The sequence below is a fragment of the Listeria immobilis genome, from assembly GCF_014322765.1.
GTDB lineage: Bacteria > Bacillota > Bacilli > Lactobacillales > Listeriaceae > Listeria > Listeria immobilis.
Map to the genome: position 1 here is coordinate 154,618 of NZ_JAASTZ010000005.1, position 22,254 is coordinate 176,871.

Below are 22,254 nucleotides of genomic sequence, written 5' to 3' on the forward strand. Positions count from 1 at the left end.
TATATGTAAAAGCTTTTATTTGCAAATAAAAAAACGAAAACCCACTTCTCTTTAGAAGAAAATTTTCGCTTATTTTATTTATTTTGTAAAAGGGCTAGTTCTTCATCGGTTAGCGGGCGGTATTCACCTAAGTCAAGTGATTCATCTAACTTCAGATTTCCCATAGAAATTCGTTTTAAATATGTGACTGTTTTTCCTGTTGCTGCAAACATTCTTTTCACTTGATGGAATTTACCTTCTTGTATCGTTATGTTGATTTCGTTTGGCGTAATAATTTCTAATTGAGCTGGTTTGCAGGTATAGCCGTCATCTAATGTAATTCCGGCTTGAAATATTTCTACATCAGCCGCTGTCACATCGCCTTCGATTTTGGCATAATATGTTTTATTGACATGCTTTTTTGGAGATAATAAATTGTGTGCTAATGTTCCGTCGTTAGTAATAATTAATAGTCCTTCTGTATCTTTATCTAACCTGCCTACAGGAAAAGGATTTGTTAGCGTATCTTCTTGTGCCAATAAATCAATGACTGTTTCCGATAGATTATCCTCTGTTGCACTAACCACATTTTGCGGTTTATGTAGCATAAAATAAACAAATTCTTGATAGATAACGGGGTTTCCATGAACTGTAATTTGATCTTTTTCTGGATTTACTTGTCGTTTGCTATCTTTTTGGATGGTACCATTTACTACAACTGAACCAGATTTCAGGAGTGGTTTTACTTCTCTTCGGCTTCCAAAACCTGTGTGAGACAATAGTTTATCTAAACGCATCATCAAGCTCCTTTTTCTTTTATTGTAACAAAAAAGTAGTGTTTTCTCAAAAAGTTCTGTTAAAAAAATTCAGCTAGACCGCAGAATTGGCCTAGCTGGTTTTCCTATATAACTCGCACCTTATTATATGCCTCTTCCCTGTATTACATTTGGAAACTAGCTTCTATTGCAAGTAAATTATCCCGGTATACTTTCATTTCTTTTCGTGTAATCTCGCCTTTTTCAAAATATCGTTGAATTGTTTCTCGTTCAATTTGGGATGCAAGATCAATGGTGGTTTGCAACTCTTCTAGGTCACTTTCTCTTCTAGCATTTTTGCCGAAAAGCGACTGTTCAAAGGTCATCAAATACTGCGAGATAATTTCTGGGCTATATTCCGTATTGTCTAACTCGTATAATTTTTGTACGATAAATTCGTTGTTTTCCTTTTGTAATTTAATGCGCTCATTTTTGCGCTCTTCAAACGATAAAGGAACAATACGAAAGCTACGAAAACGTTGATGCAACATTTGACGATATCGGACTCTAGCACGATATTTCTGTTCTCGTGTTTGGACGTATAATCTTTTTCCAAGTCGCATCATTATAGATAACCCGACACCTGTATCAATTTTTCTTTCAAAAACAAGTCTCCTAGTATTTTCAAGTTGCCATTCTTGTGTCAAACGTCGAAGCTCTTTTTCTGTTGCATTTAAATCTTTATGCTTCATCAGTGAAAAAATTCGGTCATTATACATTTTTAAGACTTTACTCATCTCGACAATATTTTCGTCTGTTTTATATGTTTGTAGTTGCTTTACTACATCGCGCAATAAAGTGATATCGGCTTTGTGGTCTGTAACCGTCACATCTTTTTTTGCGGCAAAAAGTGGTAAGGTAAAATTGGCAAGTAGAAGCGTGGTGATTATAACGCCAGCCGCAATGAAAATAAGCAAGTCTCGCTCTGGAAAGGCATTCCCATTACCAAGCACAAATGGAAGCGAAAGTGCACTGACCAAGGTGATTGTTCCCCTTACACCAGCAACTGTATAGAGAAAAGTGTTTTTTAGTCTGCTAATCAAATCATTTTTCGGTTGCTCATCAAAGTTTCGGAAAAACAAAATCCAAAGAAAACGGAGACCAAGTAATAAAATGGTAATTCCTAAAATATATACAAATAGCATACTTTTATGAATACCTGAATCTAACCAAATCGTCTCCATAATTTGTGGTAGCTGCGTTCCTAGCAAAATAAATACCAATCCATTTAAACTAAAAGTAATGACAGACCAAGTGCTTTTTGAGAGTAAATTCAACTGGGCAATTTCAGGATTGATTTTCTTATAGCTGAAAGAGTGAACTATGCCACCACTTACAACTGCTAAAATTCCGTTAACCCCCACTTTTTCTGCCACCATAAAGATTAAAAACGGCAATAATATTTCCATCAGCATAAAGGAGGTAACATTTTCAATCCCCATTTGCCGTAAACTACGCATTAGCATAATTTTAAGCAAACTCATTACAGCCCCAAGCGCAATCCCGCCTAAAGATAATAATAAAAAGCTTGTTCCAGCCGTCATAAATGAAAAAGTACCTGTTACAAGTGCCAGTACCGCAAATTGGAACGAAACTAGTCCCGAAGCATCATTTATCAAAGACTCTCCTTCTAAAATATGCATGATTTTATGTGGGATTTTTACTTTTTCTGCCAAAGCACCTACTGCAACTGCATCTGTTGGGGCAAGTGCAGCAGCAAGTGCAAATGCGGCTGCAAAAGGGATTACTGGAATTAAATAATGAATAAATGTTCCAAGTATCCCAACTGTCACAAACACTAATCCAATAGATAATGACAAAATTGCTTTTCGGTTTTTCCATAATGATTTTTTATCCGTATTCACCCCGTCATTAAAAAGTAGTGGTGCCATAAAGAGTAGTAAAAACAACTCTGGATTTAAATCTATCGTATGGTTCCCAAGTGGAATTGCCAAAATAATTCCTAATAATACTTGTATTAAAGGCACTGCAATACTAGGCAAAAACCGACTTAATACGTTCGATAAAAATACTGCACTTAACATTAATAAAATAAGCTCAAAAATCTCCATTGTTACATCCCTCGTTTTCTATCACACTCTGATGTATCTGCGCTATAAAAATTCCCTTTTAGCGCATTTGCTTCGTTTCCCATGCTAGCAAAAAAGCTATTCGAAAACATCCGTCTTAGTATGGAGTTTTTTGATAGACGATTCGCTCATTTACAACAGTCATTTCTACTGCAATATCACGGATTGCAGCTGGTTCTATTTGAAATGGATCTGCAGTCAAAATGGTGAAATCAGCGACATAACCTGGTTTGATTTGCCCACGAGAACTTGTTTTATAACTAGCAAAAGCAGCTCCTGTTGTATATAACTGAATTGCTTCGTATACGCTTAAAGCTTCTTCTGGCCAATACTTAACTCCATTTAAATCTGCATTTGCGGTTCTCGTGACAGCAGCATGAATCGCCCAAAATGGATTAGGCACTTCAATTGGCGCATCGCTTCCCCCTGCCAAATGAAGTCCGGATTTAATCAATGATTTCCAGGCGAATGCTAATGGTGGATGTGTTTCTCCAAGGACATCGATTGCCCACGGAAGATCACTTGCCATAAATTGTGGTTGAATATCAAATAGTACTGGCAATTTAGCGGCCTCGGCTACTAATTTTTTTGTAAGCCATGGGGTATGAATCAAGCGGTCGTATTGTCCGGCTTTCGGTGGATTAGCACGCAAACAACGTATCACATTGGAAAATGCTAAATCACCGAGAATATGAATGGCAACTGGCAGACCTTCTTTTCTGGCAAGTTTAACTAAATTTTCAAAACTTGCGTCTGAATGGATTTGCAAGCCTTTTTCATTAGGATTATCTGCATAACCAGCACTCATTAAAGCCGTCCGTGATCCAACAGTACCATCATAAAAAATTTTCATCGCACCCAGTTCTACAAATTCATCGCCATTAATAAAGCTTTCATTTGAAGAAATAAATGCCTCCCATTCTGCATGATGAATTAAAAGCTGCGCGCGAAATGGTAACTTTTCTGCGCCTAACGTTTCTCTAAAAGCAGCTAGTGTTGACTGAAAGCCTGTAAAATAATGTAAATCTTCTGAGTGAGCGCCTGTAATTCCTTTTGACCATAAATCTTTAATAGCTATTTCTAACCATGCTGTTAATTCAGATGGTGTAGCTGGTGGAAAAGCATCAATTGCGAGTGTAGTTGCATTATCTCTTAATACTCCCGTAAAATCTCCCATATTATTTTGAACAATTTCGCCTCCGCCATCAAAGCCATTATCCGAAAAATCGTTTATATGTGCTAATAAAGCTGAATTAATCGATACACTATGATAATCAATTCGTCTCACTAATATTGGATTGGTACTACTTACTCCATCTAAATCTACTAATGAAATAAAGGTTTGTTCATCAGACCATTTGTTTTCATCATAACCTTCAACAAACAGCCATTCATTTTCTGTTAGTTGCTTTACTCGTTCTGAAATAAGTAATATTGCTTCTTTTTTTGTCGTAGTTTGATTTAAATTCAGTCGCTCTAATGCTTGTCCATACCATAATAAATGGATATGCGCATCGACAAAGCCAGGAAAAATTGTTTTTCCAGCAAGATCAATTGTTTCTTCAATTTTATTTCGATAGTTAGTTTCTAATTCTGCCGTTTCACCAATTGCAAAAATCCGACCATTTTCAGTTAATACAGCCGAAACTACTTCACCTTCAGCAGTCATTTGATAAAATTGACCATTTTTCCATAATTTCATTTTTATTCCCCCTGGCTCATAGAAATTTTCATTGTTGCTTTTTCTTGTTGGTCTTTTTTCTGCAGAATTTGTTGTAATGTGATACTAATAAGCGCACAGCCAAGTAAAATAAATGCGCCAATGAACAAAGCTTTTATTCCACCTAAATTTTGAACGACAATAGCTCCTGCAAATGGCGCCAACATTCGAGCAGCAGTCGCCATTCCGTTGACTAACCCTTGATATAGTCCTGCCGCGCCTTTTGGAGCAAGTTGATAGGCAATAGTTGGAATGGCTGGCCAAGCAAACATTTCTCCAAATGTTAAAAAAATCATCCCAAGCACAAAGCCACTATAAACACTAGCATTCATTGCTACAACAAAAGATAAAATAAATAAGGAAATCCCAATATATATCTGTGCTAACAAGTGTTTTTTAAATCTATTTACCACTGGAATTAAGATAAATTGTCCAAGTACGATAAGTGCACCATTTAAACTCCATAAGTTACCATATTGGCTTGCTGTTACACCTTTTATTTCTGTCATATATGTGGACAAATTGGATTGCCACTGGACATGCGGTAATTGACACAGCAAGTAGGTAAGCAATAACAATACAAATGACCATAGTGCTAATTTAGTCGGAAACTCTCGCTTAGCATTTTTCTTACGATGCTTCGTTTCCACAACGACTTTTTCAGATTTCCAGTCAATTTTATGGAAGAAAAAGAAAAAATAGCCAGCAAAAACTAGTGCAAAAACAAATGACCCAATATACACTTGGCTCATTCCTTGTTTTGCGAGTATGCCTGCTAATAACGGTCCGATTGCAACGCCGATATTTTGTGCTACATAAATGGCATTAAAACCAGTTCTCCCACCAGTTGGATGCGTTAAACCAGCTGCTGCATAAAGCCCTGAGAAAACCATTCCCATCGCAACTCCTACAGCCCATAAGTTCCAAATAAAAAATGGAAAGCCGTGAAAAAAACATAGTGAAGCAGTAGCAAGTACAAGTATAACTGTTCCAATCGTAAGTGAAATAAACCCAGAGAAGCGGTCAAAGATTAATCCCCCAATGATACTTGACACAATCCCTACTCCTGAGTTAATTAACAAAACTAGTGATGCATCTGTTGTTGTCATACCTAGCTCTTGCGTCATATAAATCATATTAAAAGGCCATATAAACGAAAGCCCTGTATAAAGTAACACCATCCCAATAATAACAATCCATAAATCCCTTGGTAACCATTTTGTCATAACTACACTTTCCCTTCCTTAAAACTCACTTTTTTAGGTTATCACAACTAACCCCATCCGAAAAGGAAAATTTCATTAAAAAGGCCACCTAGCAAATTTTGCTGGTGGCTAAAAAGAGACTGGCGATAAATTCCTATCATGGTTAATATAAGTCTACTATGAATCTTACTTTTTGTCTGTTAAATTAAGAAAAATAGTTCAATTATTTTTTGGGGTAAGTAAATTATAGTTTAATTGCCTAACATATGCATGTAATAGCAGCAAGTTCACTTCAAGATAGTAACCTAGCTCTTTAATAATATTTAATTCCTTCAAACTGTTTAATTGTTCACGCCATACTTCATTCGATATAGATTTTGTTATATCTTTTCGAACAGATTCTTTTTCTATTTTCCAAGTTGTTGCTCGAATTTTTCCCGGAATTTTATCGATAAACCACTGAACACTATCATTTTTTTGGTAATTACTTAGAGAATTTGTCTCTATTTCAATTAAACTCTCCATACTTATGTTCTTTACATCTTTTAAAGTTTCTTCCACATAGATTAACGGGATTTTCCAAACAACCGTTTTGCTGAGGGGTTGAATTTTTGTCGCTTCTCTTGTAAAGCCAAAAACCATCCCTTTCCCCCATGAAGTGTTTTTTTGCGCGTACTGCATCACAATACCTTCATCGATTGCGTATACATATTGGCCGTTTTCTGGACAATCGATAATTTCCTCTTTTTCCCAGTAAACTAGTTTTGCTACTTCTTGAAACATAGGATTACCAGTTAAAAAAAACATTATCTCCATAGTAAACGCTCCTTTCATTAGTTCCCCCTCTATTTGAATCTTTTTATATCATAATAAAAAAAAGAGAAGAAAAAAGTTCTTAAAGAACCCTCTTTCTTCTCCTTTTGTCTATTTTGTGACAATTCCCTCAGTTTTGTACTTTATATTAACCTTTTCTTATTACTTTCCAAAGTGATAAACAAGTTACACCTTGCAAAATGAAAAAGATTCCTAAAATAAGCCCAACCGCAATTGCTACTAATGTATTGGTAAATAGTGAAACAATGGCAATGATTAAACCAAGAATCCCCATTACAAGTAATAGTGTCCAACCTGGCAGACCTTTCACAGAAAATGCAGTTAAAATTCGTAATACTGCTGAGGCTAAAATCCAAATTGCAAATATAATGATAAAGATACGTTCTGCCATGTTAGATTGGAAAATTGCAAAGGCACCAACCGCTATGGATAGGACCCCATCAAGCAATATCCATTTAGAAATACTCCAATATTTCCGTTCACCAAAATAAGATACAGCTTCATTAATACCATTTAAGACTAAAATAATCCCAATAAAAATAGTTAGAGCTTTTAATGATGTGCTTGGGTTAAATATTAGATAGATACCAAGACCTATCATCACTATGCCTAAAAGTAACACAAAATATAAATAAATCTTCCTCATACTACCACTCCTTTTTAATGTTCTGTAAGTAATGATCCTGCCGCTTCATCAATTATGAACACAACATTTGGATGATTACGTAAAATAGACGCTGGGCAGCTCTCATCAATCGGTCCCTCTAGCAAGCCTTTTACCGCTTCTGCTTTACGCTCGCCTGATGCGGTTACGAGAATTTGTTTTGCATCCATCATATCAGCTAAACCAAGTGTTAACATTTGTGATGGTGCTTCGTCTTCTGTTAAATTATTGTACATGATAGTGCTTTTTATGGTCGATTCATCGCTGTCTGCTAAAAATAATCGTGCGTCAAATGGGGTTCCTGGCTCATTTGCACCAAGATGCCCATTTACACCCAACCCTAAAATCTGTAGGTCTCGTTGATTTTCTTTTAAAATTTGTTTATAACGAGCAATTTCATTTGTAAAATCAGCTAAACTACCATCTAATAATTCCACTCTTTTTGGCATTTTAGTAATTAAATCATAAAATTTTTGATGCATATAAGTGTATACCGTAAAAGATGCATCTCGTTTCGCAACATATTCATCTAAATTCATTAAAAATACTTTTTCGATTGGGATTTCTCCGGCATTAATTCCCTTTACAAGTCCTTCAAACATTCCGTCAAAACTAGCACCCGTTGTTGTATTAATAATTGGATTTTCATTAGTTTCAATTACTTGTTTTACAACTTCTAGCGCTTGTTGTGACATTTCATCATATGTTTTTGTTTTAATTAGTTTCATCAAATATTCTCCTCCAATTGAGCTGTCCTATTTTTATCTTACCCTAACAATTCCTTTCTAAATCAAACCATGTTTTTGAAAACTTGCAAATAAGCCATCTTCATTAACTGAATTTGTCACTTCATCTGCCAATAGTTTTAAGTCATCTTTAGCATTTCCCATTGCAATGCCTACTTCACAGAAAACGAGCATTTCGGCATCATTCATACCGTCACCGATACCAATTGTGTCTTCTTTATTTCCACCAATGTGTTCAAGTAATAATTCAATTGCGGTCGCTTTATGAATATTAGGAACCATTAATTCACCACTATCGTCTCCAAAAATAGGAACTGTGCAATGCATTACTTCAAACTTCCCGCTAAATTCATTTTTGATTTCCTCAAAAGGGACTGCCTTATTTTCTAAAAAACACGCTTTATTAACATCTGTACGATAAAGATTACTTTCGCCAAAAGTTAAGCTTTCTATAAACAGATGGGGGTTGTTTTTTTGTTTTTCGCGAGCTTTTAGATCATTTTCTAAATCCCCATAAACTAATTGATTTAAATGTGCCTCTAAATTTTTACTAGCAAATAAACCACCATTAGATTCTAAATAAAAATCTAATTCCTTCTTATTAAAAAAATCAACCATATGAATAACATCTTCATCAGCTACTTTTTTATGGTAAATAATTTGGTTATCTACTTCTACATAACCACCACCTGCACCAATAATTCCATCAAAGCCAATGGATAGAATAGATTCGTATAATTCAGGTTTGGAACGCCCTGTGCATAAATAAACTTGGTGTCCCTTGTTACGCGCTTTTATAATGGCTTCTCTAGCTGACTCCGGAACTAAACCGTCGTCGTTTACTAATGTGCCATCTACATCTACAAATACAATTTTCTTCGTCATGTAATACCTCTTTTCGTTTGTTAATATCTTAATTATAGCATTTCTTTGAAAATAAAACGTCCTAATAAAAAAAAGCAAGAACCTATGACGAAGGTTCCTGCTTTTAGTTATTTTATTAGTTTTCTAATGCCATTAATTTTTGATTATCATCAAGAGCAGATTCATGTGCATCGTGCCGTTTTTTCAAATGACTCATTGATAGATAAAGTAGGCCAATACAAGCAATTAAAATAATTGTTAAGACTATGATAGACATCGTAAATACATTGGTTCCCATACCCGCTGCAAGTGATTCTCTAAAGGCATAAATCGAATAAGTCATCGGTAAGAATGGATGAATTAAATTAAAGAACCAACCTGTAAGTGGCATTGGGAATGTTCCACCCGATCCAGCTAATTGTACGATGAGAAGTACCATTGCGATAAATCGACCTGGATTATCAAATGTCATTGCCAGAAGCATAATTAAGAACATATATGCAAGTGCTGTGATAATGGCTGTTCCAAAGAATTCTAGCATATTGTCCGGTCTAAGCCCAAGTGCTATCATAATACCACCTTCAAGTAATGCCATCGCAATAGCAGCAACGAATCCAAGTGATAATTTACTTAGCCACCATTTGTACGCTGGCTGTCCCTCCATTGATACACGTCTAATTGGCATAATAAAGTTAAATACAAGTGCACCAACATAGAGTGCTAATGATAATACGTATGGTGCTAATGCATGACCATAATTGCTAACATGTGTGTATTCGTTATGCGCTAATTTTGTTGGAGAGGCAATCATATTGAATGTTTTATCTGTCCCGTTTGTATCTTTGATTTGTGTTGCCCCATCAGAAAGTTTAGTTGTTAATTCATTACTACCATCTGATAATTTTGTTAAACCATCACCTAATTGGAAGGATCCATTTGCGAGTTTGGAAGACCCATTGGCTATTTGAGAAGAACCATCTGCCAATTGATTGGTACCAGCTAATAGTTTAGGCGAATTGACTGCTAATTGATTTAAACCATTAGCTAGTGCACCAGTTCCAGATTGCAATTGAATTACTCCGCCGGCAAGCGTTGGTACTTTTGCTGCTAATTGATTAGTTCCATTTTCTAGTTGAGATGCTCCGGATTGAAGCGCTGATGAATTGGTAGAAAGTTGATTTCCGCCATCATTTAATTGACTCAAGCCATCTTCCATATCAGCACTACCACTAGCAAGTTGATTTACACCATTTGAAAGTGTTGGGATTTGATTATTTAATGTATTGGTTCCCGCTACTAATTTAGCATTTCCAGCTTGAGCTGATTTTAATCCTGCAGTTAATTGGTTCGCACCGCTGATAAGTGTTTGATTGCCTGATCCATTCAGTGCTTGATGAATGCCATTAAAAGCATCTGTCGTACCTTGATTTACGGTGGAGTATCCTGCTGAAATTTTTGCAACACCTGTTTGTAGTTCTGATACCTGTGTTTGAAGCGCCGCTAAATCTAGTCCAGATAAGCCATTTTGCAATTTATCAATCGTAGCCATTTGAGTAGCTGATTTTTGACTTTCATTATCTAGGTCAGCTTGAATCGAAGCGATAATTTTTTGTTTATCTGTATCACTAACACCATCTGTTGCATTAATTTTTGCCTTTATTGATTCAGCATCAAAGTTTGCATTTTCTTTCATAAAAGTAAGGCCTGATTGCAGATCTGTTAAACTTTTTTGTAAAGCTTCTAACTGCTTAGCTAATGTTGCATCTTCTCCATTAACACTTTGATTTAGCTGATCAATTCCTTGTTGTAAGTCATTCATACCTTGTTTTAGTTGTGTGATTTTACTTTGTTTGTCCGTTAAATTATTATCTAGTTGATTTAGTCCCGCGGATAACTTATTACTACCAGCTACCAATGTATCTAATCCGTTCGCAAGACTTTCTTGCCCATCATTTAGTTGTGTTACGCCAGTTGCTAATGCTGGAACGCTGCTGTTCATTTTATTTAGACCATTTGTTAATGCGCTTGAACCAGAATAAGCTTGATTAATTCCTCCTGCAAGTGTATCTACACCATTAGTATAAGTCGAAACACCATCTGCTAATTTTGTTGCGCCATTATCTAGTGCTTGTACGCCTTCTTTTAATGGTCCTACTCCAGCAGCTAATGTTGACACCCCTGCATTTAGTTTTTCGCTACCAGCAGAGGCGGTTGTTACACCGTCTGTATATGTTTTGAGTCCCACTTCCAAAGTATTAGCACCATCTTTAAATGTTAAGGAGCTGTCTGCAAGTGTTTTTAAATTTGTTGAAATGGTTTTATTACCTTCTTGTGATTTTTCCAGTCCATCTTTTAATTTCTTAGATCCATCAGCAGCTTGGGCAAAACCATTACCAGTTTCTTTAATTTTATCAAATATAGCTTCTGCGTAGGATTTAGTTACTTCTGCTGAAACCTCGCTTTTAAGTTGTTTTGCCCCTTGCTCACTTACTACTTGCCCTAAATAGTTAAGCGATCCATTTGTTTTATAGGATAATTCCATTTTTTTCGGGTTTTTATCTAAAACTGTTGCTGCGTTTTTGGAGAAATCTTTTGGAATCGTGACAATCATATAATATTTGCCATCTTTTAAACCTTTTTCAGCTTCTTTTGCTGAAAGAAAATTCCAATCCAGTTCATCGTTACTTTTTAATTTGGTTATTAATTGGTCGCCTACATCCATGGTTTGACCATTGTAATCCACAGCTACATCCTTGTTAACAACAGCTACTGGCAATTCACCTGCTTTACCATATGGATCCCAAACAGATTTTAAGAAAAAGCTTGCATATAAGAGTGGAATAAATAAAATCACTACAAATGATAATAATAGTATTTTATTTTTAAATAGTTTTTTCCACTCATTTTTTACCATATCCATTTTATTACTGCACTTCTTTCTGTTTCAAAATTTATTACGCTTCGTTCCAATCTATGATAGTTGTCCGTTCTTTCCCAATAACTTGCTCGACTAAAACAGATAATTTTTGTGAGTATAGATAGTTAGCGTATTCTTTATCCGCATTTCTAAAAGCGCTTGTAATGGTATGAATGCCGGACTCTGCAAATTCATGATAGTCAGAGAAAACAGTGTGGATTAAGTCTGAATCTGGATATGTATCAATTTTCCCTTCCACTGCTTCTACAATGTCTAACAGATTGATTTCTTCTGGATCTTTGGCAAGTGTAAAACCACCGTTATTTCCTGATACCGAATTAATCAAACCACCAACAACCAGTTTTCTTAAGATTTTACTAATGTAAGAAGATGACGAATCACGTAAACGGTGATGAATTGTTACGGAAGAAATGGGAACATCTGCCTTCTGGGTGTACAACATCGTCATAATACAAAATACCTGGTCCATACTTTTACTTAGCTTCATAATAAAATCCTCCCTCTCCCCATCATTGCTTTTCAATATCCTTAATAGACATTTAACATCTATATACAATACACCCTTTTTTTTAATAACGCAAGTGTTTTTTCCTATAAATAATAATGCAAAAAAACAGAAATTCTTATTGTGTCATTCTCCTTTAAAATTAGCATTTAATATATCTAACTTTAAGGATAGGTGACACTAAAAGAATTTCTGTTTTCTATATTTTTAACTAGTCTTTCTTTGCGCTAAAAAATGTAGCATTAAAGCAAGCGTTCCTATAGTATTTAAGAGATATGTTTCATTCAAAACCTATTATTATAATGAGATGCGTTTAGTTGCTTGCTTATTTATTATGTTTAGGGGATAAATACTTTTTATATCTTAGCGTAACAAAAACAAGCAAAAGAAAGATACCAATTAAAATTGTACTAGCATTTGATTGATCGCCTGTTTCAGGAAGACTTTTAATTGTTATTTTCTGTTGACTATCAGCTCCTTTTTGTTTTGAGTGAGTTGCTTTTGTTTTTGAATTTGTAAGCTTGTTTTTAGAATGCTCCTGTTTCGTATTCGCTGGTGCTTTGTTTGGGCCTTTCACTGGTTTTTCATCATCTACAACAGCAACTTGCACTACACCATTTAATTTCACTTTAACTGTAGATAATCCAGTTCTAGCTACTAATAACTTAGACGAATCTTCGTTTTCCGCAAGCAATTCTTTTTCATAACTTAGTAATACTTGATATTTTCCAGCTTTTGCTTTTACAGCACTGTTCTCCATCAAGATACTTGTGTTATCATCAATAATTTGTCCGCTTTTTTCACTAACAACAGTTGGGTTTGCTTTTTGGCGAATAAGATTTTCTAGCATATTTGCTGATTTAGCTTCTTTTACTTCACTTAGTTTGAACTGAATATTTGTCGCCTTAATTCGCCAACTATCCCTTGACCATTTTGCGATAAGTTTCATACCTCCAACTGGCATGTTAAACGAGTTGCTAACTTTTCCATTTTCATTGTACCAGCCTTCAAATGTATATCCTACACGAGTTGGTTTAGCAATAGTATCCAAGTTTACTGAGCTATCTGTTACTGCGACTAAATCAACTGGTTGCGTAGATAAGTCTCCACCATTTACATCAAAAGTAATTGTTTGTTTGAGTGCCTTCCAGTGTGCAACAAGTTTTGCGCCACCTGCTGGCATATTTATTTTATTAGAAATTGGTTCATCTCCAATATACCAACCTAAAAACTTGTAGCCTGAACGAGTAGGCTCAGCTGTTGTACTTAAGTCAACGCTACTATCTGTTGGAGCTATAATATCTGCTGGTTTGCTAGCATCATCTCCGCCATTTACATCAAAAGTGATAGTTTGATCCAGTGCTTTCCATTTGGCTGCTAATTTCAAACCACCAACTGGTATTGCAATCGTTCCACTTTTTTGATTATCTTTTTCATCAAACCACCCTAAAAATTCATATCCTTTTCGTGATGTTATTGCTTTGTCGAGATCCACTTGTGAATTTGTTGGTGCGACAATTGGTGAAACACTTGTGCCACCTTTTGTATCAAAGGAAATAATTTGTTCAGAGGCCGACCATACTGCTTGTAAATCTAAACCTCCTGCTGGCATGTTGATTTTTCCAGTTACAAATTTCCCATCTTTTTTACTCTTCCAGCCAACAAATTGATATCCTGAATAAATAGGATCTGGAATTTTGCTAAAATCTATCTCGCTATCAGTTGGTAGTGTAATGCTAGCTGGCTGGGATGCTAAGTCTCCTTCATTAACGTCGAATGTAATTGTTTGATCCAGCGCTTTCCATTTTGCTTTTAGTGAAAGTCCACCGGCTGGAACAGTGATAATTCCAGAGATTTTATTCTCTCCTTGATACCAACCTAAAAACTCATAACCCGCTCTAACTGGGTCAGCTATTGTACTTAAATTTAGCTGACTGTCTGTTGGCGCAACAATATTACTTGGTTTACTTGCTTCTTCGCCTTCATTGACATCAAAAGTGATTGTTTGGTCTAATGCTTTCCAATGAGCCTTTAAGTTTAAACCACCAATCGGCATAGTGAAGGTATCAGGCATTTTAGTTGTTCCATTATACCAGCCTGTAAAAGCATAACCTGGCCAAGTCGGTTCATTAATTTTATTTAATTCTACTTTATCTCCTGTTGGAAGGGTTATATCAGCTGGTTTACTCGCTACCTCCCCGCCCATTACATCAAAAGTGATTGTTTCGGGAATTCCAATATAATGTGCATATAATACCGTATCAAGCTTTCCAACTATATATGGAAATTCCACTTTTTCGCCATCTGTTTTTGCTGTATACCATCCCGAAAATGTATACCCTGCTTTGCTTAAAATTTGTTCTGTTGAAATTTCGTCTCCAGGGTACTTAAATACTTCAACTGTGCCAAGTCCCGTTCCGCCTTGAGCATCGTAACTTATTTTTGTCGGAGTCATCAATCCTACATTGATATTAATGGCGCTTTTCGAACTTGGCTCAACTTCACTAATTTTCGCTTCTTTTTGATCTGCAGAAATTGTAACTTGATCGGTCGCAACAAAACGTTTACTATCATCATTTATAGGGTTTGTTATCACAATATCTATCCGTCTTTCTTTTTCCAATCCGGCAAAATTATAACTACCAGCTTTTCCATTAATTGATTTCGTTGTCGCAGAAGCAACTATATTTTTTGTCCCACTTTCATAGGCAGTGACCTTTACTCCATTTAAACCAGCTTCGTCAGTATCCACCACTCCATCTCTATTTTTATCTTGAAAAATTTGTCCTTTGATTACTCCAGTTTGTAATCGAATGGCAACTGCTTCACTCGGAGCAGTTGTAACAATACCATCTAGCGACCGACGAACCAGCGCTTTATAAATATTTACATTTCCTGCATCCTCATCTGCAGTTTTCTTATCCATATCAATATTAAAAGCAATTAAGTCCTCACCGGGATTATCTACTGTTGCTTTTTCAACCGAATTAATTTTATCTTTTGTTTGAATATAAACAGCTCGAATTTCTGTTTTATCGTCAATTTCATCCCACTTTTTCCAATTTGAAGAATTGAACTGCAATTCATATTTAGTTGCATATAGTACCGTATAGTTATACTTATTGGAAGATAAATCTAAAGGCTCTGTTAAATTCACTGTCCAACCAAATTTTTCACTTTGCAATTGATAAGACGGATCTGTGGTCTCTTTTCTTTTAGGGATAGGTATAATTGTTTGATAGCCATCCACTGTTTTTCCGGATGAATTTAAAATTTTAAGCCCATACTGCGATTGACTAACAGGATTTAAATCTATAATCGTGTTTGGTGTCCCATCATAGTTGATAAATGGACCCCCATCTAAATTCGCTGCTGTCGTAACATTAAAATCAATGTTTGCTTGAATAATTAAACTTGCAGACGGTAATGCTGTAAAAATGTTATCTGTTAGCGCTCTTTCTCCCAGTCCATATTTGTTCTTATCTACACCCATTAATTTACTTGTAGCTCGAATAGCCACATCTTTATCCATCGGTTCCATATATACTAAATTCGCTAAAGAATGCGTTTTAGTCGGACTTGTTTTAGAAGCATAAATCCCTATTTTAATATCTTCCATTCTTTTTTTAGCAGTCATTGCTGGGTTTACATCATAATCCGGGATAGAAAACTGATAAACTTTTGCACCTGTATTATCAATTGTTTCTATAACAGTCACATTCCCATCTTTGACTGAAAATACTTTACCTGTACTGTCCACTGCCAAAAAGTCATCTGGTGTAATGGTTATCCCACCATCTTCACGTGCATATATATTAATCCCTTTAAATGCTGAAACCATCCCATCACTACCATCACCTTTTACATTAATAGAATTAAATATACTTGCTCTTTCTCCACCAAATAAATTCGTTTCTGAGCTTCTCACGAGACCCGCAAAGCTTGCATTACCAATGACTTTTATGGATAGGTTTGTTTTTTCTGCTGCTGTTGCAAATGTATCAGCATCTCCATAACTTAGCTCATTGTTAATGGTATCACCAACCTTAACAGAAGCCTTTAAATTCCCATAAATCTGTAGTCCACCTACTCCAAAATATTCAGTACTTACACCTGCATAGTTTGCAGGAACATCATCTGTCCATTCAACCGTGGCGAGAAATTCACCTGACGCTTGTTCATAGTTAGCTAGGTCTACAATTTGATCTATGCTTAATGCGGAACTATTATCTGGAACATTCACGACTCGCCCTGTCGTAGTTGTTAATTTAATATTTTTCGTTTTTTTACCAATAGTAGCAATACGCATTGCTTGAACTTTCAGGTTATCTGTGTCAAAACTTGCTTTAAATTTTTGATTAGTTACTGCTTGAAGTTGTCTATTTTCTATGTTAAATCTGCCTAAATAAGCGTAATCTGATCCTTCATTTATTGGAAATTGACGAGTAGAATCTGATGCTACTAATTTATTTTCAAATTCTTTAGTAATCTCAGCACCAACCTCTACTTGCGAAATAAGTGAGCCATTAACTACTTCTTCTCGATTATTCGCTTTGTAGGTTTGCTTTCCTGTTGTTGCAATATGTAGCTTTGTTCCAGCTTCCATTTCACTTGGGTTAACACCGTCTGCAAACGCTACTTTATAGTAAACTTCACCTGCAGCTAATATTTGTTTAGCAGATATACGCGCATACTTATAATCGCTATCTTCTTTTTCTGGTAATTCTTGAATTGAAACAGAATCAGCATGCTGGAAAACAGCCGCCTTTAAATCTAAGCGCTTATCGTATTTCACTTCATAAGAATAGGAGTCAAGATAAGCGCCAACGTTCTCAATACCTTGCCCACCCGTTGTCATAAAATAAAAAGTACCTGTCGAAAATATTCCCGTTTCATCACGAGATACTTGCTTATATTTTTGTGAAAACTTTGCAAAGAATCGCGGAATAATCATTGCCCCTGGTGATAAAGTGATTTTTTCAAATGATTCTTGATAGAAATTTTCATTTCCCGCTTCTGAATAACTCACTTCAATAGGGTTCACATAGTCTCTTCCACTTTCATTAATAACAAAACGATTGTTGACACCAAGGTTAATTGTCATATTCACTGTAGAAACAGTATTAGCTAATTCATATGTGACAATTCCAGAGGTTGTCATATTTTTTCCATATATTTGTGGGTATTCAATCGTTGCATTAGTTATTACAGAAGCAAATTGGCTTGAAAGCGATGTGCGGTCAAAAACCAGTTTTCCTCCACTCTTTTTAAACCCTGGCAAAGAACTATATTCAAATTCCTTGGAAAGTGCAATCGTAATTTTCTTACCTTCTATAGGACGTGGATTGAAATGTGCTTCTATGGATAAATTATTATTAAATCTCCCTGCACCTATAAAGTTTTCCCATTTATAAGACTCGGAATTATCGCCAACGAGTGATTGATTATTAAAACTAGCCTGAGATGATGTTTCTTCCATCCCCTTTAAATTGGTTTTTGTATTTTCTTTATTCAATAACTGTTTTTCTTCGGTTACTATTTCTTTCTTAGGTGTTATTGACTCTTCCACTGCTTCATTTGAACTATCTTTTGTAGTTTCCTCAGCAGAATTACTTTTTTGCTCCCCTACAGTAGCTTTATCTGCACTTGAAGGCATTAATCCTTGTTCTGCGGTTCCTGTTAGTGGGACAATAAACTGTAGTATTAACGCTATTACTGTTGCAATTATCATTTGTTTTTTTATCTTCATTATTATCTCCCCATACTTTTTTAATTGAATTTATGTCATACTGCTAAAAATATTTCATATAAAATAACACTTCTGGCAAAATTCCTTTTTTACTTCCTATAATCAAGCTTTATTCTATGTATATCTAGTTGCATTAATTACTAAATGACGGAACTGGCCTTTTGATAAGGAACATAAACATCCAGATAATTTAACTTCTTTGTTTCTAAAGATGTTCGGTTTAATTTATTTAAAATTCTAAATAAAAACAATTATCATTTATTTATATTTAGAATTAAGCTGGCTTGAATTTCAATGCTTTTTTATTTAATTGCCAAGGGGATGCTTTAATATCAATTATTCCTTCTTTATGCAGATCATGGACAATAGAAGAAGCAGTAGAAACAGAACAATTCGCAAATTTTGCTAAAATCTTTATTCGAAGCCAGTGTGGCAACTCTAGATTTAGATTTTTAGATGAGTAAGAAATAGAAATAAAATATAGCGTTTCAATAATCCTATTTTCAGGAAACTCGACTGCCAGCATTTCTTGACGTTCAAGATCGGCTTCTAATTTTTCAGCAACTTGTAAGAATAAGTTAGACAGCAGTTTTTCTTCTTCTAATTTTTCAAACACTATATCTGCCTCAATAAATGATATCACTGACTCCTCAAGCGCTTTAAGCCGAATAGTCTGCGTAGTAGGAACAACAATAGTTTCTTGAAAGTAACTTCTCGTGAAAAACTTTCGTTGCTCTACACTTTCTTTAACGAAAACGCCTTTTTCAACAATGGCTACATGTTTTTTACTAACAAGAACAATTTCTCCAGCAGGAATTTTTTTATTTCGTCTGCGGAATTTGCTTGCAAGATAAGAATACATAATCGAATCTTTTTTTAGACACTCATGGAATTCCAAATACCTCATTGCTATACCTTCCTTTTTTTTATTTAACCTCTACTAGTATTATCTGTAAATTCAAGTGTCAATTATAGTGGGAAATAAACGTATTTTACGTCCAGCTAAGATTTTCCGTCACTTTTCCGTAACAAACAAAAACTTTAAATTAATCAAGTTTTCCCTATTAAAAATACTCTCTGTCCATTATTTGATGCACCTTTTCACTTCTTAAAATTTTTAAAATAATGTTTTTCTCTTACAATTACTTTTTTCCAAAACAGTATTATAATAGACCGTTTTTTCATCAATTACATCATCAAATATTCTCCTTTTTTACGCAAAATCCCTCACTTGCTTGACTACTAACCTAGAATAATATATTTTAATCTTTAAAAGAAGAAACGAATTTTTTGATTTTTAACAAATAAAATAACAATATTCCACTTGAAAACGGATTAATTTCACCTTTTTCCTTTCATTGTTAATTTTTTTTTAAATTTTTTAAAATAATATTTATGAAGTCAAATTTTAGACAAATTTCCTACTTGTACGTATACTAATTAAATAAGCAAATTCCCGATGAAAAGGCGGTACTATTTTTGAATTTTATTGATTTATTAGATGATAAAGAACAACGGCTATTAACGATATTCCATCATTGTGTGACACAAGGGAGCATAACTATCGATGAATTATTAAGTAACATTCATGTAAGTAAGCCTACTTTATTTTCATATATCCAAGAGATCAATGACTATCATTATCCAAAATATAACAGCAATATACTTTTTAGTAATTCCAATCAAATTTTTATAAAAAACAATTTAAATATGGATTTGCTAATTTTTTACAAAGATTTAGCCAAAACATCTATTCCAGCTACTATCTTGTCACAACTCTTTTTAAAGGGGACATTATCCATTTCTGAACTAGCGGAGGCATGCCATTGTAGCACAGTTTTACTTTATAGAAAGATAAAAAAACTCAATCTTTTTTTAGAATCATATAATATCCAGATTTTGCTTTCTCCAGTTCGATTATGTGGAGCTGAAGAACAAATTCGATATATATATAAGTGCTTTTTTTGGTCCATTTATCGCGGAATGGAATGGCCCTTTGTAAATCTACCTCGCCAGGAACTATTAGATTTAGTACAAAAAAAAACACCCTTCTTACTTTCTTATCAGGCTTCGGTAATGAAAGAGAGCATCTTATATGATATTGCAATTATTATGACAAGACGTAAAATGAACTATTTCGTCTCTCACATAATTACTCAAAATATGAATAGTCCACTTACTAAGATTTTGAGCTCTTTCGAATCGCTCAACAAGTCACAAAGACTCCCCTCTATTTCTAAATTTGAAAACTCCTATATTTTAGCTCTCCTTGAAATACCATCTTTTGTGAGTAATGACCCTTCCGTAACAAATGAAATGTATCATTTTTATCAACATCAAAATCATATATCCTATGAAATGTTAGTATTCGTAATGCAAATACTAAAACAATATTTAACTCCATCCGATTACTTAAAAATAAACAACCCATCATTCAAAATGGATGTTATTCGTACCTTTTTTATTTTATTTTACTTTGAAGGAGACAAAAATAATTTCTTTCCTTTCTCAAAAAAACAGCATAAAACCAATTTATATTTAAAACAATTAATTTTTCATATTACTGAAAAGGCAAGGAATATACACCCCCTACTGTACAAGAAAGAAGCATTTTGGGCGGAGCGACTATCTAAAATTTTAGAAACAACATTATCTTTCAAAAAATATCTACCTGAAATTTCTATTTTGATAGATACAGATATAGATGCTCTAGATAATAGGCTTATTGGTCAAATTAAGAAATTTGGGTATAATTGCAGCTTCTCTAATTTTTCTAACCCTTCACAGCTAGATGAATATGATTTACTTCTTTCAAATGCTATTTCTGCATATAATATGAATGAAGTCTTTATCTTTTTTCATCAGCAACTAACACCCTTTGATTGCACTTTATTAGAAAAGAAACTTCACGACTTAACTATTAAAAAAATTGCTCACACATTTACTTTTTAATACTTTATTAAAGATTCTTTGTATCTTATAATTGCGCACTGCCTTCTTCTGTTTGTTCTTACTTTCTGATAAATACATGTTGTTGTAGTTTTCGTTACTAAATTTCAACAATCATTGCTATGTTCATTTTATAAATGCAAAAAGCCAATTTCTTACTATATTGTATTTATTTATTATTATTTTTCTGCAAATCAAAAACCCCAACACTTTAACAAATGTTGAGATTTTTAGTATACCGGCCGGGGTCGAACCGGCACGCCCTTGCGGGCACAGGATTTTGAATTTCAGCAAGAGACCCGATTTGACATTCTTACATAAAATTAAATAAGACTTAAGTCATCCATAACCAATTAGAATTGATTACAACTTAGTCTTTCAGGAAACTATTTGGTGACATATAAAAACTAATAGCAAGAACTCATTCGCACTATCTCTTTCAAAAGGTATATTCCCTTTCTTATACCTCAAATCTCACGATTGTATTTCAATGGATTTTCTTCACTTCCGTTCTAAAGCAACTAATCCAAATTTAGAACGAGAACTGATCTCTTGGGGTACTGGAGCCTGTGCCCCCCTCTTAACGTGAAAAATAACTCCTTCTTGCTAAATCAGCTAGAGCGTTTTTTCATACTCACATTAGGCAAGATGAAATTCAACTTTGAAATTTCATCTTACCAAGGATGAAATTTCACCACCCCACACACACATTTTTCTGGAAATTCACACCGAAACTGGAACAGGGAGAAAAAAGTGTGTGCCCTCACTAAGATGGTGGTATTATTCACAGTCAGAACAATTCGTCTTTCAACTCCCACAAGATGAATTTCAGACAAACAACAAGAACCCCAACCCAACATGCCTTATTTGCTATCGCAAAGCTTCTTATCACCTCTAACTCTCTTATAACACATCAAATTAAATGCACTTCCTTCTATGTATCATCACTCGATACATGGTAACTAACAAATACAACGCCATTCTAGAACGAACAACAGAGCTAAAACGGATTCGAATTCATGACTTTAGACACTCACATGTTGCTTTATTAATTGAGTATGGAGAAAAAGAATTTCCAATCAAACAAAGACTCGGTCACGCCTCTATTCAAACGACTTACAACACATATGGACATCTTTACCAAAGTAAGCAGAAAAGCATATCAGACAAGCTAAATGACTTATTCTAAAAAGAAA

Annotated in this window: 14 protein-coding genes; 2 read left to right on the forward strand and 12 right to left on the reverse strand. The window is 34.6% G+C overall.

Going from position 1 to position 22,254, the window contains the following annotated elements; translation table 11 throughout:
• Positions 1 to 74 precede the first annotated feature (74 nt).
• The 12 genes from HCJ50_RS05345 to HCJ50_RS05400 all read right to left on the reverse strand — a co-directional run bounded on the left by HCJ50_RS05345 (position 75) and on the right by HCJ50_RS05400 (position 19,016).
• Positions 75 to 776: a pseudouridine synthase gene (locus tag HCJ50_RS05345; protein WP_185346576.1), complete on the reverse strand. Its 702-nt coding sequence runs from the start codon at positions 774 to 776 to the stop codon at positions 75 to 77.
• 143 nt (positions 777 to 919) lie between these two features.
• Positions 920 to 2,866, reverse strand: a complete 1,947-nt coding sequence (locus HCJ50_RS05350) for a Na+/H+ antiporter (RefSeq protein ID WP_185346574.1) — start codon at positions 2,864 to 2,866, stop codon at positions 920 to 922.
• 115 nt (positions 2,867 to 2,981) lie between these two features.
• Positions 2,982 to 4,586, reverse strand: a complete 1,605-nt coding sequence (locus tag HCJ50_RS05355; RefSeq protein WP_185346572.1) for an amidohydrolase — start codon at positions 4,584 to 4,586, stop codon at positions 2,982 to 2,984.
• Positions 4,587 to 4,588: 2 nt separating this feature from the next.
• On the reverse strand, positions 4,589 to 5,830 hold the full coding sequence (locus HCJ50_RS05360; protein ID WP_185346570.1) for an MDR family MFS transporter: 1,242 nt from the start codon (positions 5,828 to 5,830) through the stop codon (positions 4,589 to 4,591).
• Between the two features lie 198 nt (positions 5,831 to 6,028).
• Entirely contained in the window at positions 6,029 to 6,643 is a 615-nt protein-coding gene (locus HCJ50_RS05365; protein WP_185346568.1) for a hypothetical protein, read from the reverse strand.
• Between the two features lie 127 nt (positions 6,644 to 6,770).
• On the reverse strand, positions 6,771 to 7,289 hold the full coding sequence (locus HCJ50_RS05370; protein ID WP_185346566.1) for an HdeD family acid-resistance protein: 519 nt from the start codon (positions 7,287 to 7,289) through the stop codon (positions 6,771 to 6,773).
• A gap of 14 nt (positions 7,290 to 7,303) precedes the next feature.
• Positions 7,304 to 8,035 (reverse strand): glucosamine-6-phosphate deaminase, encoded by a 732-nt coding sequence (locus HCJ50_RS05375; protein WP_185346564.1) that lies wholly within the window; start codon positions 8,033 to 8,035, stop codon positions 7,304 to 7,306.
• Positions 8,036 to 8,092: 57 nt separating this feature from the next.
• Positions 8,093 to 8,938, reverse strand: a complete 846-nt coding sequence (locus HCJ50_RS05380) for a Cof-type HAD-IIB family hydrolase (protein ID WP_185346562.1) — start codon at positions 8,936 to 8,938, stop codon at positions 8,093 to 8,095.
• A gap of 115 nt (positions 8,939 to 9,053) precedes the next feature.
• Positions 9,054 to 11,837, reverse strand: a complete 2,784-nt coding sequence (locus tag HCJ50_RS05385; RefSeq protein WP_185346560.1) for a YhgE/Pip domain-containing protein — start codon at positions 11,835 to 11,837, stop codon at positions 9,054 to 9,056.
• Between the two features lie 34 nt (positions 11,838 to 11,871).
• On the reverse strand, positions 11,872 to 12,342 hold the full coding sequence (locus tag HCJ50_RS05390) for an Rrf2 family transcriptional regulator (RefSeq protein ID WP_185346558.1): 471 nt from the start codon (positions 12,340 to 12,342) through the stop codon (positions 11,872 to 11,874).
• Positions 12,343 to 12,685: 343 nt separating this feature from the next.
• Positions 12,686 to 18,109 carry an InlB B-repeat-containing protein gene (locus tag HCJ50_RS05395; RefSeq protein WP_185346556.1) on the reverse strand — a complete coding sequence of 1,808 codons (5,424 nt, stop codon included), beginning with the start codon at positions 18,107 to 18,109 and terminating at the stop codon, positions 12,686 to 12,688.
• A gap of 274 nt (positions 18,110 to 18,383) precedes the next feature.
• Positions 18,384 to 19,016: a Crp/Fnr family transcriptional regulator gene (locus HCJ50_RS05400; RefSeq protein WP_185346554.1), complete on the reverse strand. Its 633-nt coding sequence runs from the start codon at positions 19,014 to 19,016 to the stop codon at positions 18,384 to 18,386.
• Between the two features lie 572 nt (positions 19,017 to 19,588).
• On the opposite strand from HCJ50_RS05400, the gene HCJ50_RS05405 reads away from it, so the two are divergent.
• Both HCJ50_RS05405 and HCJ50_RS05410 read left to right on the forward strand, forming a co-directional pair.
• A complete protein-coding gene (locus tag HCJ50_RS05405; protein WP_185346552.1) occupies positions 19,589 to 21,061 on the forward strand; it encodes a helix-turn-helix domain-containing protein in 1,473 nt (490 codons plus the stop codon).
• A gap of 919 nt (positions 21,062 to 21,980) precedes the next feature.
• Positions 21,981 to 22,247: a tyrosine-type recombinase/integrase gene (locus tag HCJ50_RS05410; RefSeq protein WP_185346550.1), complete on the forward strand. Its 267-nt coding sequence runs from the start codon at positions 21,981 to 21,983 to the stop codon at positions 22,245 to 22,247.
• Positions 22,248 to 22,254 lie beyond the last annotated feature (7 nt).

Coding starts and splice junctions, on each gene's coding strand:
- HCJ50_RS05345 (WP_185346576.1), bottom strand. CDS start 776: ATGCGTTTAGATAAACTATTGTCTCACACAGGTTTTGGAAGCCGAAGA.
- HCJ50_RS05350 (WP_185346574.1), bottom strand. CDS start 2,866: ATGGAGATTTTTGAGCTTATTTTATTAATGTTAAGTGCAGTATTTTTA.
- HCJ50_RS05355 (WP_185346572.1), bottom strand. CDS start 4,586: ATGAAATTATGGAAAAATGGTCAATTTTATCAAATGACTGCTGAAGGT.
- HCJ50_RS05360 (WP_185346570.1), bottom strand. CDS start 5,830: ATGACAAAATGGTTACCAAGGGATTTATGGATTGTTATTATTGGGATG.
- HCJ50_RS05365 (WP_185346568.1), bottom strand. CDS start 6,643: ATGAAAGGAGCGTTTACTATGGAGATAATGTTTTTTTTAACTGGTAAT.
- HCJ50_RS05370 (WP_185346566.1), bottom strand. CDS start 7,289: ATGAGGAAGATTTATTTATATTTTGTGTTACTTTTAGGCATAGTGATG.
- HCJ50_RS05375 (WP_185346564.1), bottom strand. CDS start 8,035: ATGAAACTAATTAAAACAAAAACATATGATGAAATGTCACAACAAGCG.
- HCJ50_RS05380 (WP_185346562.1), bottom strand. CDS start 8,938: ATGACGAAGAAAATTGTATTTGTAGATGTAGATGGCACATTAGTAAAC.
- HCJ50_RS05385 (WP_185346560.1), bottom strand. CDS start 11,837: ATGGATATGGTAAAAAATGAGTGGAAAAAACTATTTAAAAATAAAATA.
- HCJ50_RS05390 (WP_185346558.1), bottom strand. CDS start 12,342: ATGAAGCTAAGTAAAAGTATGGACCAGGTATTTTGTATTATGACGATG.
- HCJ50_RS05395 (WP_185346556.1), bottom strand. CDS start 18,109: ATGAAGATAAAAAAACAAATGATAATTGCAACAGTAATAGCGTTAATA.
- HCJ50_RS05400 (WP_185346554.1), bottom strand. CDS start 19,016: ATGAGGTATTTGGAATTCCATGAGTGTCTAAAAAAAGATTCGATTATG.
- HCJ50_RS05410 (WP_185346550.1), top strand. CDS start 21,981: ATGCACTTCCTTCTATGTATCATCACTCGATACATGGTAACTAACAAA.